At 43.4% G+C, this 17,558-nt stretch carries 5 protein-coding genes; all 5 read left to right on the top strand.

Annotated elements, in window-relative coordinates:
* Window positions 1–326 precede the first annotated feature (326 nt).
* The 5 genes from WDA22_08920 (at window position 327) to WDA22_08900 (ending at window position 17,456) form a co-directional block, all read left to right on the top strand.
* A complete protein-coding gene (locus tag WDA22_08920) occupies window positions 327–7,514 on the top strand; it encodes a carboxypeptidase regulatory-like domain-containing protein (protein MFA5833585.1) in 7,188 nt (2,395 codons plus the stop codon).
* Window positions 7,515–7,521: 7 nt separating this feature from the next.
* A complete protein-coding gene (locus WDA22_08915; protein ID MFA5833584.1) occupies window positions 7,522–8,502 on the top strand; it encodes a hypothetical protein in 981 nt (326 codons plus the stop codon).
* A gap of 1 nt (window position 8,503) precedes the next feature.
* Window positions 8,504–10,171: a hypothetical protein gene (locus WDA22_08910; GenBank protein MFA5833583.1), complete on the top strand. Its 1,668-nt coding sequence runs from the start codon at window positions 8,504–8,506 to the stop codon at window positions 10,169–10,171.
* A 446-nt stretch (window positions 10,172–10,617) separates the two neighbouring features.
* Window positions 10,618–11,499, top strand: a complete 882-nt coding sequence (locus WDA22_08905; protein MFA5833582.1) for a helix-turn-helix domain-containing protein — start codon at window positions 10,618–10,620, stop codon at window positions 11,497–11,499.
* Window positions 11,500–11,516: 17 nt separating this feature from the next.
* A complete protein-coding gene (locus WDA22_08900; protein ID MFA5833581.1) occupies window positions 11,517–17,456 on the top strand; it encodes a hypothetical protein in 5,940 nt (1,979 codons plus the stop codon).
* The last annotated feature ends 102 nt before the right edge of the window (window positions 17,457–17,558 follow it).

The following is a 17,558-nucleotide window of genomic DNA, read 5'->3' as shown; positions in this document are numbered from 1 at the left end:
TACCCTTGATTCGGCTGTATTGATGTTTACCAGCCGCAGTATCATTTCGCCATGATGCTGCGGCTGTGTAATTTTAAAGTGCATATTTTCCTCTCCATAATTATTCTTTTCCTTTCTGAAATCCTTCGTTCAGACACTCTCTCTTTAAAAAAATTAGTTAGAAAAATTTCAAACGTAATTGAACGCACGGATGTTAAGTCTAAAAAAAGACTTATTTTATTTGTAGAATTCCGAGTGATTATTGCTTAAACTAGTACTACGAGGCATTACGGTTCAACGGTGGAGTATCACGATATTTGAATCTTTTTGTAGCTTCATCATCCTGAATGGCCAAAATAATCAACACACGCCTGATCATGTGCACAATGTTGTTCCTGCTTTTTGGGAACAATGCAGTGTTATCTCAATCTTCGATTGTCCTGTTCCCTACGCAAGATGAAATCCAAAAAGTACGACTATTTTTTGGAACAAATAAAAATATCGTCTTCTCTTGGTCTGCCCCTTCCGCAAATCTCCGGTTAAAAATCGGATCGCTTTCAGGATATTACAATATAAAATCATTATCAGTTAAGGGCGTTTCGCAAAATATACGACCTGATTCCATATCCCTTCCTATTGGAAGATATTATGCTATCGTAACTAATTCAGACAGCTCCACTCTTTCCGGAATTCAATCGCAAAATGTCAGCAACAGTGCAATAGTATATTCCAATCAAGTGGAATTTATTGTTGAATCGCAGACCCCGCCATCGTCACTTGGTCCGATAGGGAATGAGACAAGTAATACACCACTTTTTCAGTGGACCTCCGTTCCGGGAGTACCGGCCTATATGGTTTTGCTTTCCAAAACACCGTTTCAAGTAACACGCGATCCGGCGACAAATGAATTAAGTGTTGTTGGTGCGAGTCTTGTCTGGCGGTATATTACAACAAACACCTCATCAATTTATGGTTCCACAAACACTTCCTCACGATTTGTCAACATCGTTCCGGCTCCGCTTATTCCTGGAAACGAATACAACTATACGATTCTTAACGTGTATGATCCGGAAAATCCTGCGTATGCAAGCGATGTATTTGGCGGAGTAGTTTCCTTTAAATATGTGGGTGTACAATCCATCTCGCCACCATTATTGCGTGAACCGGTTGATAATGCAGTGTTAGAGAACCTCGACTTATTGACGTTCCGATGGGATCCGGTTGCAAACGCGAATGTGTACACTGTTTATTTATTTAAAAGAACAGTATCCACAAGCGGCGCAAAGCAGGAAATTGATGTGCCGTTCTCAAATGTTGCGGTTTCATCGAATGCACTCGTCGATTTTCCGGCAAAGCTCAATCTGACGGATGGTAAATATGTGTGGTATGTTTCCGCAAGCGATGCGAATGGAAACGGAAATGCCAGTAAAACGTTTGCCTTTAATTATTCTGTGGATATGGGTGTTGTCCGCTTCGAAGCATTGACGACGGAATCTTCCACCAACAATAATCTTGTTGGTTACGAAGTGCGGGCGAAAGCCATTAATGGAGGAGTAACTCCAGGAAATGCTTTCGTTACCGTGAACGATCGGTATATGGTTGACAGTCTTGTAACAGGAACATATCAGATTACCTGCGTAAAACAAGGATATGTGGATACGACGATAGTTGTTGCTATAACGAATAATGGTACGACGAGTTCACCAATCAGTCTTTCATTTCAAATGCGTCCGTATCCTTCTACAATCTCCGGAACAGTTACAGATCAGTCGGGGAAAAGCATTGGCGCAGCTAATGTGAAGTTGATTAATCAGCTGACCAATGCTGAAAAAAATATAGTTTCATCAAGCAATGGGCAATTCAGTATCAGTACGGAAAATGGAACATATGCATTACAGGCATCCAAAGCAGGTTTTCTTGCTTCCACAAAAACTTCTGTAACGGTATCACGAGGTGAGCAAAAAGTACTGACAACTCCATTAGCGATGACGCTCGATCAGGCAACAGCAAACGGAACAGTTGTCAACGACATTGGGGCTGCCATCACGCTGGCGACAGTAACAGCAACGCAGGGTAGCTCGTCAATTGTAACAACCACAAATGCTGCCGGCACATATTCGCTCACATTGACGTCGGGAGCCTGGTCAATTGCCGCAAGTAAAGATGGATTTGTTGTGCCCGCACCGAAACAACTACAACTTTCGGCAAACCAAACCCAGCAAGTAGAAAATATTGTCCTGCTTCCTAATGCAAATACCATCAATGGAAGCGTGTATGAATTGATCACGCAGAACGATCAAACGGGTAGTGCTCCATTGGAAAACACCGTTGTTTCTGCAACACCTTCGGTCGGTACGATTGTAACGGCAGTAACAAATTCGCAGGGACAATTTTCCTTAAGTCTTAAACAAGGATCATATCGAATTGTAGCGACTCGAACGTCGTATACGATAGCATCAGGCACATTGCAACAATATGATATTACTGTCGGTGTCGGTCAAACAGTAACGGGTATCAATTTTTCGATGCGTGCAAATCCGTCATCCATATCTGGTATTGTTTCTTTTCCTGACGGTACACCTATCAGCGGTGCGCAGACTTCCATTGCTAATGTGGCAACGGTACTTTCAAAGTTAGATGGGACATATACATTAAGTGTCCCTCCCGGAACATTTACTATTACCGAAACCCGGGAAGGTTACAGTGCGCCGAAACCGGTGTCGGTTTCCGTTACGGCGGGACAGAATTTAAACGGTATAAATTTTGAAATGAGTCCTAATGCCGGTGTTATTTCCGGATCAGTTAAAAGTTCCGGTGAGGCGGTCGTAGGTGTTCTTGTCACGGCAAAATCAGGAAATGATTCGGTGAGTACTACGACAAGTTCGTTAGGGGAGTATTCTCTAAGTCTAACTCCGGGAACGTGGCAGATTACTGCATCGAAAACAGGATTTATCTCTTCGTCTAATTCCTTTACGATCGGTCCCGGACAACGAAGTACAGGAAATGTTTTTACGATTGTTTCGAATACTGCTGTGATTCGAGGGACGGTGAGTGATGGAACAACAACATTACGTAATGCACCAGTACGAATCACAGAAACAAGTAATCTTGCTAATATTTTTTCTACCGTTAGTAAGGATGATGGAACGTATGCCATGACTGTACCTGCGCAGGTTGGTTATACAGTATCGGTTTCCCAAAATGGTTATGCTACAAAAACTCAAGTCACGTCTGTATTGAGTGCAGGAACTACAGAATTATTACAATTTGTTCTTTCAGCAAATCCAGCATCAATTACCGGTGTTATTCAGGATAATTTATCGAAACCGCTCTATCCTGCTAAAGCATATCTTCAGAACACCAACGGTGTCGTTCTCGACAGTGCAAATACCGATAATAACGGAAAGTATACTATTGGCAGTTCAGCTGGTAGTTACACTATTCGTTCGTCACGTGTTGGTTACCGATCAGACAGTATTCCCGTTTCAATCAGTGTGGGTCAAATTCTTTCCAACATTAATTTAAAGTTGACGGAAAATTTTGCGGTGCTCACCGGCACTGTCACGTCGGCAGGTTCACCGTTATCAGGCGTACTTGTAAATATTTCAAGTGTTAGTGGAGGTAGTACGGTGACTACCGGAAGCGACGGAAGTTTTATCATTCCGCAATTGCTTGGAGGAGTGTATACCATTCGCTGTACAAAGAACGGTTATTCGGATTCTGTTCTTACATCTTTTCTGCTTGCGGATGGTCAATCACGGAATATTTCACTCTCGCTAACATTGTTGGACGGAAAAATTACCGGGGTCATAAAATCAAAAACAGGTCAAACTGTTCCTTCGGCATCCGTATCGGTGAAGAGTGTAAGCAAATTATTTAATGCAGTATCCGATGCAAATGGAAGTTATGCTATTTCATCCGTCCCACTCGGGAAATATTTTATCTCAGCGATAAAAAGCGGTTATTCCAGCACAACCGTAGACAGCCTTGAAATAACATCAGCTTCACTTCAAGGAGTCTCAACGATCAGTGATTTTTCGTTCAATCTTTTACGGATTAAAGGAAATGTTAAAGATTCTCTTACCGGTTCGGTTATTAATGATGCTGCAATAGCTATCTCTGGTCCGCTCGGTTCAGGCTCTGCTGTTGCTAATTCTCAAGGAGAATTTACGGCGGAAAATCTCTCCCCTGGACCAACGACATATTCCGTAACAATTTCAAAAACAGGATATACTTCGTTGACGCAATCAGTATCTCCAACTTCCGCGGACACTCTCATCACGATTAACGCGCTTCTTTCAGCGAATATCGGGAAAATTACTGGAACGGTGAAAGATGGAAATGGAAATCCTTTGCCATTTTCTGTTTCGTTAAAGGCTACATCAAGTGCGTCTACCTTTACAACAATTTCAGATGCGAACGGAATATTTTCTTTCGATAATGTAGCAAATGGAACAACATATACCGTTGCAACCGATATATTTAAATCGGGATATGATAATGTTAATACAGTCATTCCATTCCCACCAAAACAATCTGCATTAACAGGTATTGCATTGGTGGTTGAACCTAAGACAGCGGAATTAAAAGGGAACGCCGGCGTGGCAGATGCGAGCTTGGAATTGACAGAAGCATCAGGAAAAATTGCCCCTCGTATTGCAAACTCTACTACTGATTTCAGTTATTCTTTCAAATTTCTTCCCCAGGGGAGTTATTTGATTAAGGTCAAAAAAGAAGGATTCACGTTTACACCTTCATCATCTTCGGTAACTCTTACCACTGGACAAATCGCTTCAACAACATTCTCTGCTATTGCAGATACGTCATCTATTCTTATTAACGTTGTTGATCATCTGAATGTCCAAGCTCCGGGAGTGACCGTTTCATGTGTCAGTGCTGATACAAGTATCGTACGTATTGGAACAACGAACGCCGGCGGAAATGTCCTCTTTTCAAAACTGCCTGCCAGCAGAACGTATATTATTCGAACGTCGAAATCCGGTTACTCATCTTCACCATTGCAGGCATCCGTTGTGTTACAGGCGAATGTTTTAGGTAATTCGAATTTTATTGTCACTCCCAATTCGGCGTCTTTTCATGGTTTTGTTGCACGAGCAACTTCGTTAACACTGATTGCGAATGTTCAGATTTCTGCACGAAGACTTTCCACAGGAGAACAATTTTCCACAGTAACTTCCGATCTGGGAAAATATTCTTTTTCGCAAATGGCAGCGGATTCATTTGTAGTAATTGCGTCAAAACAAGGGTATACCGCAGATACCACATTATTGAAGGTTGAAAGTGGATCGAACATTACCATTCTCGATACTTTAAAACTCATCCCCTCAACTGTCAACGCAGAAGGATTTGTTCGGTACGAAGGGAAAGGGATCGGCGATGTATCCGTGACAGCAACATCATCGAGTACTGTTTCCACAAAAACGGATGCAAACGGGCGATTTTCATTATCAGAATTGCCTGTCCGTACTTCTGACGATACCACGATTTTTCAATTAAAATTTGAAAAGACCGGAATAACAACTCGATACACGAAATTGATTGTTCCTCGATCCCAATTGGGTCAAACACTGACAGTTTCCGACATTATTGTTCCTAGTGGAAAGATTAAACTCATTATTTCTGATGGCAAAGAAGCGCTGTCAGGTGTGAAAGTTGTTTATACAGAACCGAATAGCTCGCCGGTGGAATCCTATACTCCGTCGAATGGAATTTTTGAGACAGCTAAAGTATTAGAGGCAGGAGAGTATCGTTTTGCATTTATCAAAGAGAATTTACTCTCCCCGAATGATCGATCGGTGAAACAGGTGCTAGTATCTGATACGTCGGTCATTGAAGAGAAGATTGAGTTGCCCTATTTTATGGTGCCGCTGTCAAGTATGGCTGCATCCGAAAGTACGGCAATAAGTGTTCGTGCAAAGAAGAAAATGGGAAATCCCATCGCATCACTCTATTATAAACGAAAATCACAAGCGGGTTTTACAAAAATCACAATGTCAGTAGTGGGGGATTCGGCATTTACAGGATATATACCACCACTACTATCGACGGAATTGGTTTCCTATTATACCGAAGTGAAATTGGATTCGTTAACCTATTTTACCAGTGAACAGAAAGAGGTTGCGCCGATTGCTAAGGGAATTCTTTCGTTTATGGATTTTGAGCCGAGTCTAAGCGGAGCAACGCTTCGATTGAATGACACATATTCTATGCGAATCATTGTTCGTGATGGTGCAAATGCCGCAATGGGAAAGTCTTTGTCTGATACAACCAGAGGAAAAATATCATGGAATGTTTCCGACACAAATGCTGTCACGATTAAACAAAAAGATACTCTCACCACCATCACCACTTTAAAGGTCGGAACATTTACTATTACCGTCAACACGACGGTGGATAATATTGCGCTTTCGAAAAGTTTTGTTATTGTCGTCAAAGAAATAGTCCTGAAGGAAATCACTATTGGCGGAACTCCGGCCGGTAATGAATTGAACAACCGATCGCGCGGTATTCAGTTGACCATCGGAAGCAATGACACGAGCGGAAAATTTATCAATATCGGCAATAATATTTCGTGGACGCTTTTTCCTCAAAAGGCGGGAACACTGGACAGTGCGGGATTTTTAACGATCGATTCGACATTGATCGGGAAAATTACTGTTACAGCTCTGGATAAATTATCGAAGCTTCAACATATCATCCGACTGAATATCATTGCAACAATTGATTCCACCCGGTCATTTTATCTTACAGATAAGAACGGAATGGAAATAGAGATCCCTCAACGCGCAGTTCTTTCTCCGATTGATCTGTTGATAGAAGATGCCTCATTTGGTCCAGCAAAGAAACATGTCTATATCAGATCCTCCGGAAAAAATTTTGTTGCCGCACCGAATTTATACTTTTTTAACTATAAAGGTGGGGCACTCAATGGGGATACTTTAACAAAACCGGCGACGTTCCGCACAGCGATCCATTCATCGTTGAAATTATTTGACGGAGAGAAAATCATCGGCTTATACGATCCAACAACAGTGGAATGGAAAATGTTGCCGGCATCCGCTGCAGAAATGACATTGCCAAAGGGGAGCGACTATGTAAGTGAAATGTCGGTACCGGCATTACAGACAACCATGTTGACGCAATTAAAAGCTCAGTATACTGTGCTTGCACAGAATCTGCCATTGGGCTTGAAGTATTCAGCAGTACTCCCAAGTCCATTTTCTCCTGAGATAGCTCCGGTGAAAATTGGATATTTGCTTACGACGACCGATCAGCATGCTTTAGTGTCCATTTCAATTTATAATATCCGCGGAGAGTTAGTGAGAACGCTGTTCGAAAGTGAAGCACAATATCCCGGAAGATATGGAAGTAGATCGAGCAATAGACCGATTTCATGGGATGGAAAGACGAATGATGGTTCACTGGCAAGAAATGGGAGATATATTATTCAGATTCGCGCGAAAGACAGTACGGGAGAAAAAGTGGAATTGCTCCAAGTTGTATTGATAAAATAAGATCATGATGAAGCGAAGTACATCTATATTAATACTTCTGAGTATTTGCGGATCATTGCTCACAGCTCAGCAGCTATCGAGCATTCCGGCATCATTTGTTGATATCGGATTTGGTGCGCGGCCGGCCGCTCTTGGCGGTGCGTTTACAGCACTTGCCAATGATGCGAACAGCACATTATGGAATCCGGCAGGAATGGCATCTGCTCGTAATTCACAATCATCTTTTTCCACCACAAAACAGCTTGGATTGTTAACATATAATTCATTTTCGACAATAATTCCGTTAACCAGATCTCGACAGGCATTTGGACTGGCGGTGATTTCATCCGGAGATAAATCGTTACAAGAAATCACAGTGCAAATGTCCTACGCCCGTTCATTTGGGGAAAAATTGAGAATCGGAGTGTCCGGAAAATATCGTAACGCTTCGTTTGGCAATAATGCCTTCAATAGTGATACATACATTCTTTTTGAACAGGATGAGATCTCCGAAGGACAAATGAACCAAATTCAAGGCTCTGCCAGCGGATTTGGTGTCGATGTTGGTCTCCAATATTCACTTTCGTCGAAAATCCAATTTGGTGTCATGGCTAAGGACGTGTATGCACCGTTGCAATGGAATTCTGTATCGCACAATACCACAAAAAAAGCAAAAGGGAAATATGATGAACCGATTCCAACGGAATTATCAATTGGGACTTCTCTAAAGATGTTCGAAAATGTTGTGGTTACTTCGGATTATCATCCTGCACTTTCCGGGTCTGGCACAAATGCTTTAAACTCAGGAATGGAAATTGTGCTGCTTCAAATGATTTCGTTGCGAGGAGGAATTCGCCAGCCATTCAATAACGATGCTGATGCAAAATACACAGCTGGTCTTGGGATTAATTATTCATTTGGAAAAAATTTCTGTGTGCTTCTCGACTATTCGATGATTCGCGAATTCCTTGCTGATACGCAAACTCTATCCGTAGGAATGGAGTTCTAGCATGAAGAGGATCATCATCATATTGATTATTGCAGTCACTGGTGCTGTTGCACAACCGGCAAAGGATACGCCGGCATTAACGGCCTGGCGGGGAGGTGCGATCGATTTCAATTTGGGACTTGGATTAAATATGCTTGGGGTCGGCACAGGTTCTGCTACGGCAGGAGGAGTACTCTCTCCGCGTCTGAATAATAAAGGAGCAAGCATTTTTTTCAATCCCGCTGAACTATCCTCGCTGACATTACCTCACATCGTTATCGATTCACGGTTTGGCATTGGCACTGGTACATTTGGAATGGAAGGAAATGCGTTGCTGAGCGATAAGACTCTCTCTGAACAAACCGATGAATTCCTCAAAGATTCTTCGATCTTCTTATATGATAAAGTAAATGGATATACTCTTCCATCAAAAGTGAGCAGTGGTTCGGCCGGATTTCTTGGTCAACTTACTTCGTTTTCCGTTGGGATACCGATCGCACGAGGATTGGTGATCGGATTCGGATCCTATTATCCCATAGATATCAATGTCGGATTTCATGCCAATGATTTGAGCATGAAATTACGAGCAACACGCGAAACTGGTACGCAAACCATCGGCATTGATTTTTTATTGAATATTGCCATCTCAACAAATCTGATCATTCGCTCCAATGTGATGAATGCCGGTTTTGGATATGAAGTGATGAGAAATCGATATGGCCAATTATCATTCGGTGTCTCTGCGAAACGATACGATGTACGAACAGTCCTCGATTTAGATATGCCGATTGATGGATTGATTTCGATTCAAAAGGTAGAATATTATTTTAACAATCCTGTTGATCGGGCGATTGATTTTTCTTCCGGTGAAACAAACGCTTTAAAATGGAAAGCACATGGAGACTATCGAGATAAAAAATGGGGATATACAATCGGACTATCGTATAAGGGAGTTCGTTTGATTGATTCAGCGTTGTCCGCTTTGAATCTTACGGTTGTCTATGATAACATTCCCTCGTTTTCCATGTTTGATCCGCTCGCAAAAAGTGAAAGCTATTCTCCCGTCTTTATGGTCGGCAAACCGGGAGGAACGGGTCAAGATTCTATGCAGATATTGATCGATTCGTTGAAATTAAGTAAGCCAAATCTTACGAAGACTACACACAATATATTTTCTAACCGTTTGTCACTGCAACAATCTTCTGCATTAACGTTTGGCATTGATGTAGGATTGGGAAAACACACTCTCATGTTTAACTACGTGAAATACTTTGGAGATTATTCCGTGACATTTAGTAATTATAAGATCGGAAAAAAACTCACTTCTGGTGTAAAAGGGGGATTAGATTTTGAGATGCCAACCCGTTTTGTCGGATGGAATTGGCTCTTGCTTCCAGTGAGAATATTGTTTTTGGATGTTGACGGTTTACTATTCCAGGCATTTCAATCCCGAACAAGATATAGAAATTCACATTATCGTATCGGCGGCGGAGTAGTGATGGGGACAGCTATTGTGGAAGGATTGAAACCGGAAACAGCGCGCGACCTTCGACCCTTATTAAACGATCCTATACCTATTGGATTTACGATGGGGAGACAATACACCATTTTTACCCGTTATACTATTGGAGTTATGGTGTTAGGATTCCCGGATATTGGGTTTAAAACATCTGTAGGAATTGACCTCTAATTTTTGATAAAAATTTAGTCCTGAAACTTGTTGGTAATTCAATCGTGAATCTTTCAACCCCGATAATCTAGTCGGGGTTTCTTTTTTCGCTCAGTTCTTGCATCTCTTCCCTCTATAAATTAGACAAACTACTCTCTTTAAATTCTAAATTTCTGTAACTCAAGTTTATAAATTGTTTTTACAGAAAATAGAACACACGCAAATTCCCTAATAAAAACTGCACATTTAAGAAGATTACTTCAATTTATTAGTAACATACCATTTTGTCTGTTCCACCAAAAATCCATCAAATTTTCAAATTTTTAGAGTATTCTAATATGTGATATTTTCGAGTACTTTTAGAATTTATAACCTTATCTTAAAACGACCAAAACGACCATAACGTCTTTACAGACCACATATTGAAAATTTACTCTATTTATTCTTAATCATTTACAGGAGTCACTATGAACGATCTACTATTCTCCACAGAAGACCTCGCAAAAATGTTTCAGGTCGGCCAAACCACTATTAAACGATGGGCAGATGAAGGAAAACTGAAGTGTATTAAAACTCCCGGAGGACATCGGAAGTTTAAACCATCTGCAGTTGATGAATTCATTATGCACTATAATTATGAGATAGTTACACCACTGCTTCCGTTTGCAAGAACTTCGGAAAGTATCCGACCGGATGCCGTAATGGTTGTCGGTGAAACACTGTTGAACGAATGTTTCATCAACGCAATCAAAGGAAAAAATCTGCTGATCGAGCAGACTTTTTCTTCTTTATCATCACAAGGAAAGACGCTTCCCGCCATTTTCGATTTTCTTCTCACTCCTGTACTTCAATTAATTCAAGAAAAACATCAACACCGACAAATCACTCCGGTGGAATTTCAGATAGGGAAGAACACGCTTCTCACCTCACTTATTCATTTTGCTGATCGGATTCCGAAATCAGAAAAGAAAGAGTTTGAATTGCATTGCCTTACCGCGCACGATGGAATGAACGAAGTGGAGTTGAAGGCGGTGGAACTTCTGTTGGACAACATGGGAGTAACTGTCTATAACCTTGGGACTGTATTAACAAAATATACATCAGAAGATATAGTGAACTACTGCAAACCTGAAGATGTATTTATAGTCCTTTCGTTAGATCACGCTTCGGACGAGGTGGTTCATCAATTCAATTCATTCGTTACCGGCGTAAGATCGTACGGTGGGAATGTTTTTACGTCGAGCTTTTTTGATAAAGATTCCACAGAAGTAGTAACGGAACAATCCAAAAAAATATTTTCATATGCTGAGATTTTTAATCAGTTCTCGCTTACAACACAAGTAGCATAAAGTATAAATTAATCCCGTTGAAATGGTTTGCTAACATAGTGCCCGCTGCATCGCTCATCCGCCGTACCGGTCGTTTGAGTTCAGTTATTATACTGATGTTCGTCAGTGTAACGGCAGAACTGTTTGCACAAGGGACCGTCCGTTGGAACGGTTCAACCAGTACTGATTGGGCAACTGCGGGAAATTGGACCGTTGTCAGCGGAACTCCGAGCACTCCTCCTGCAGCCGGTGATGCGGTTGAACTTGGAACGGCTGCAATAACAAATCAACCGACCGTTGGAGCAGTAACAACTGTTGCATCGTTAACATATGGAAATTCTACAGCCTCTACACTTACAATCAACGCAAATCTTACTATTACCGGTGCGATCACGAATACGATTGTAACAACAGCGCGAATCCATAACGTTTCTATTGCTACTGGAGCAACTCTTTCTGCGGGAAGTGTAAATCTCAGTCCTGCCGTCGCCGCTGCGAATATGACATTTACATTTGCCGGTACCGCTGCCTTCAACGTCAGCGGAAACTTTACTGCACAGCCAACAACTGCTACGACTACCATAACATTGACGGTTGGAACAGGTTCATTCTCCGTTGGAGGAGTAACACTACAGGGAGCTGCCGCCGCTGCAGCACGAAATTGCGTCATCAGTGCATCGACCGGATCATTAACATTCTCCGGAAATTATACGAAACATGGTAGCGGTTCAACGTTAACGACTTCCGGTGCAGCGACTGTTTCGTTTGGTGGAAATGTCACCAATACATTAGGAACATTTACACTTAACGCTGCAACCACAACTACATTTACCGGCTCAGGAACTATTACACCAACCGTTGCAATGACCTTCGGTCATGTTACGGTAAATAATGCTATTACGACAACAACAATTTCTGCCGCCGGTACATTAACGATTGCAGGAAATCTATTGCTCTCCGGAACTGCGATTCTTGCTGGAACCGAAGCAGTGTTACTGACTGGTGTCGCAGCAACTATTGACGGGACAGGAACTCTGTCTGCTGCGTTAACAGTCTCCGCGGCACATTCTATTCTTGCAACGGCTAATCTTACAGTTACCGGTGCAATTACTATGAGCGGTACGAACGGGGATATCAATAATAGTGGAACAATAACAGCCAGTTCAATTAATGGTACAGTGGCTGCTGCTACGTGGACCCAGTCAAGCGCAGCATCGGTTTTGAATATCAGTGGAACAATGCTCACCACTGGAACACTCACCGCGACCACTGCAGGAAATACTGTCAATTATAATGGTACCGTTGCTCAAACTATAAAAGTAACAAGTTATAGTAATCTCACGATCAGCGGAGCTCGGACGACGAACAATGTAACGATAGCCGGAGCAGTGAATATTGCGGGAGTGTTCACGCTCAGTGCAACATTCACGACAGGCAGCATCGTAACGACCGGCAGTACGATCAATTACAATGGAACAGGAGCCCAGACCGTACTGGCGATCAATTATAATAATTTAACGGTCAGCGGCGCCCGCACGACCAATGTGGTCACGTGGGAATCGACCGATACAGTGGGAGTATTAGGAGTATTGACGATATCAGCAACGTTCACCTCCGGAAGCCATACGACTACTTCAACGATCATCAACTTTAACAGTGGCGGCGCACAGAATATCCCTGCATCGTCGGCGTTCTTCAGTTATTATCATCTGCTCATTTCAAACGCGGGAACAAAGACAGCAGCAGGGAACATGACGGTCAACGGCGATGTCACCATTCAGAATGCGGCAGTCTTCTCCGGCGGAACATCGAGAACGCATGCTCTTTATGGTAATTTTATTGTCAACACATCCGCCGTTACACCATACACATTTACGACTACTTCGATATTGAATTTCAACACACCGACCCCTGCGGCTGCGACTTCTATCAGCGGAACAACCGTAGCGACACTTGGATTCAACACGATCAACATGAACAACACGAGCGGGTTCAGTTCCACCGAGAACTTCAACGCAACGGGAACAGTGACAGTTGCTGCGAGTGTCACATTCACCAACACGACAACTGTTTCTATAACGACATCGCTTGCCGGAGCAGGAGCGTTCGTCAACAGCGCAACGGGAACATTGAACATTGCTGGAACAACAACCATCACCACATTAACAGCAACAGCAGTCGGTAACATTGTCAATTACAACGGAGCGGCTCAAACAGTCAAATCCACCTCCTATGATATTTTGAATCTCTCAACATCGGGAGCAAAACTTGCTGGTGGCGCAATAACGGTGAATGGTAATTTCACGCTGCAGGGAACGGCGACCTTCAACATGGGCAATTCGCTGACGCATAACTTTGCAGGGAACTGGATTATCAATACATCTGCAGCGACGCCGATTACATTTACGACAGCGTCCACGGTGAACTTTAACACTCCCGGAACACCGGCTGCGACTTCGATCAGCGGAACAACCGTTGCAACGCTTGGGTTCAACAGCATCAACATGAACAACACGAGCGGGTTTAGTTCTACGGAGAACTTCAACGCAACGGGAACAGTGACAGTTGCCGCGAGTGTCACATTCACCAACACGACAACTGTTTCTATAACGACATCACTTGCCGGAGCAGGTACATTCATCAACACCGCAACTGGCACATTGAATATTGCTGGAACAACAACCATCACCACATTAACGGCAACAGCAATTGGTAACATCGTCAACTACAACGGCGCAGCGCAGACGGTGTTAGCAACAACGTATGATATACTTCGGATGTCCACATCGGGCGCAAAACTTGCTGGCGGCGCATTAACGGTTGCGGGCGACTTCACGCTTCAAGGAACGGCGACCTTCAACATGGGCAATTCGCTGACGCATAACTTTGCCGGGAACTGGATCATCAATACTACAGCAGCAACGCCGATTACCTTTACGACAGCCTCCACCATTAATTTCAATACTCCCGGAACACCGGCTGCGACTTCCATCAGCGGAACAACTGTTGCAACGCTTGGATTCAACAGCATCAACATGAACAACACCAGCGGCTTCAGTTCTACAGAGAACTTCAACGCAACAGGCACATTGACGATTGCCGGAAGTGTCACATTTACCAATACAAGAACTGTTGCTGTCACGACATCTCTTGCAGGTGCTGGTACGTTTATTAACACTGCCACAGGAACATTGAATCTGGCAGGTTCAATATCCATCACCACATTGACTGCCACAGCGGTTGGCAATATTGTGAATTATAATGGAACAGGTTCGCAGTCGGTTATGGCGACTGGCTATTATAATCTTACGATCAGCGGCGCTCATACAACGAATAGCGTTACACTTTCGCCGGGGACTATTAGCATAGCCAACACATTTACCGCTTCAGCAACATTTACAAGCGGCGGTTATATCTCTACCGGAAACATGATTGACTTTAATGGAACAGGCGCTCAGACCATTACAGCGTTTAGTTACAATAATCTCACGATCAGCGGAGCTCGGACGACGAGCAATGTAACGATAGCCGGAGCAGTGAATATTGCGGGAGTGTTCACGCTCAGTGCAACATTCACGACAGGCAGCATCGTAACGACCGGCAGTACGATCAATTACAATGGAACAGGAGCCCAGACCGTACTGGCGATCAATTATAATAATTTAACGGTCAGCGGCGCCCGCACGACCAATGTGGTCACGTGGGAATCGACCGATACAGTGGGAGTATTAGGAGTATTGACGATATCAGCAACGTTCACCTCCGGAAGCCATACGACTACTTCAACGATCATCAACTTTAACAGTGGCGGCGCACAGAATATCCCTGCATCGTCGGCGTTCTTCAGTTATTATCATCTGCTCATTTCAAACGCGGGAACAAAGACAGCAGCAGGGAACATGACGGTCAACGGCGATGTCACCATTCAGAATGCGGCAGTCTTCTCCGGCGGAACATCGAGAACGCATGCTCTTTATGGTAATTTTATTGTCAACACATCCGCCGTTACACCATACACATTTACGACTACTTCGATATTGAATTTCAACACACCGACCCCTGCGGCTGCGACTTCTATCAGCGGAACAACCGTAGCGACACTTGGATTCAACACGATCAACATGAACAACACGAGCGGGTTCAGTTCCACCGAGAACTTCAACGCAACGGGAACAGTGACAGTTGCTGCGAGTGTCACATTCACCAACACGACAACTGTTTCTATAACGACATCGCTTGCCGGAGCAGGAGCGTTCGTCAACAGCGCAACGGGAACATTGAACATTGCTGGAACAACAACCATCACCACATTAACAGCAACAGCAGTCGGTAACATTGTCAATTACAACGGAGCGGCTCAAACAGTCAAATCCACCTCCTATGATATTTTGAATCTCTCAACATCGGGAGCAAAACTTGCTGGTGGCGCAATAACGGTGAATGGTAATTTCACGCTGCAGGGAACGGCGACCTTCAACATGGGCAATTCGCTGACGCATAACTTTGCAGGGAACTGGATTATCAATACATCTGCAGCGACGCCGATTACATTTACGACAGCGTCCACGGTGAACTTTAACACTCCCGGAACACCGGCTGCGACTTCGATCAGCGGAACAACCGTTGCAACGCTTGGGTTCAACAGCATCAACATGAACAACACGAGCGGGTTTAGTTCTACGGAGAACTTCAACGCAACGGGAACAGTGACAGTTGCCGCGAGTGTCACATTCACCAACACGACAACTGTTTCTATAACGACATCACTTGCCGGAGCAGGTACATTCATCAACACCGCAACTGGCACATTGAATATTGCTGGAACAACAACCATCACCACATTAACGGCAACAGCAATTGGTAACATCGTCAACTACAACGGCGCAGCGCAGACGGTGTTAGCAACAACGTATGATATACTTCGGATGTCCACATCGGGCGCAAAACTTGCTGGCGGCGCATTAACGGTTGCGGGCGACTTCACGCTTCAAGGTACGGCGACTTTCAACATGGGCAATTCGCTGACGCATAACTTCGCAGGGAACTGGATCATCAATACTACAGCAGCAACGCCGATTACCTTTACGACAGCCTCCACCATTAATTTCAATACTCCCGGAACACCAGCTGCGACTTCGATCAGTGGAACAACTGTCGCGACGCTTGGATTCAATAGCATCAACATGAACAACACCAGCGGCTTCAGTTCTACGGAGAACTTCAATGTTACGGGAACACTGACTGTGGCTGCGAGCGTTACATTTAATCCTTCTGTTGCTACAATGCGGATCAATCCATTAGCCGCCAACGGAACAATTACTGGAAACGGAACTATTTTGGTCACTCGTACTGCTGCCGTTCCGGACTATTCTTCTCAATATCGGTTTACAACCAATACGCTGACGAATATGACGGTGGAATATAATTCCGCCTCACCGCAAACAATCAGTGCAGTGAATTATGGAAATCTTGTCAGCAGTTCCACCGGTACACGAACGCTCGCACCGGCAGGAACAATCGGTATTACCGGAACATTCACACCAGGAACAAATACATACACAGTTACATCAAGCACGGTGAATTTTAATGGAAGTACGCCGCAATCCATTCCAGCATTTAACTTTAATAATCTCACCAGCAGTTCAACCGGCGCGCGAACGCTTGTGAATGGCGGTACGATCGGTATTGCAAGCACGTTTACGCCAGGGTCAAATTCCTATACCATCACCGGCAATACAATTGATTTTAATGGAGACGCGCCGCAGACCATTCCGGCATTCACATACCAAAATGTGGTGTTAACAGCAACCATTGCAGTTATCAAGACAGTGAATAGTACAGTAACTGTTAACGCAAATCTTACAATTAATGCCAACAACACAATGAGTGTCACCGGAATAGGTATTGTGAATATTGCGGGAATTTATACAGTCGCAGGAACAAGTGATAATAATGGGATAATAAATTTAGGTCCATAAAATGAACATAAATAAAAAAATACAACGGGAGAAATCTATGAAAAATCGTGGTCCACCAAATAAAAAACAGCTCAATTAACTCAATTTGTTCCCTGAGCAAGA

It is taken from the genome of Bacteroidota bacterium, assembly GCA_041658205.1.
GTDB lineage: Bacteria > Bacteroidota > Ignavibacteria > UBA10030 > UBA8401 > UBA8401.
This window is presented reverse-complemented; position numbering and strand designations above follow the sequence as displayed.

Excerpts from the sequence above, each read along its gene's own strand:
- WDA22_08905 (MFA5833582.1), top strand. The coding sequence starts at position 10,618 with ATGAACGATCTACTATTCTCCACAGAAGACCTCGCAAAAATGTTTCAG.
- WDA22_08910 (MFA5833583.1), top strand. The coding sequence starts at position 8,504 with ATGAAGAGGATCATCATCATATTGATTATTGCAGTCACTGGTGCTGTT.
- WDA22_08915 (MFA5833584.1), top strand. The coding sequence starts at position 7,522 with ATGAAGCGAAGTACATCTATATTAATACTTCTGAGTATTTGCGGATCA.
- WDA22_08920 (MFA5833585.1), top strand. The coding sequence starts at position 327 with ATGGCCAAAATAATCAACACACGCCTGATCATGTGCACAATGTTGTTC.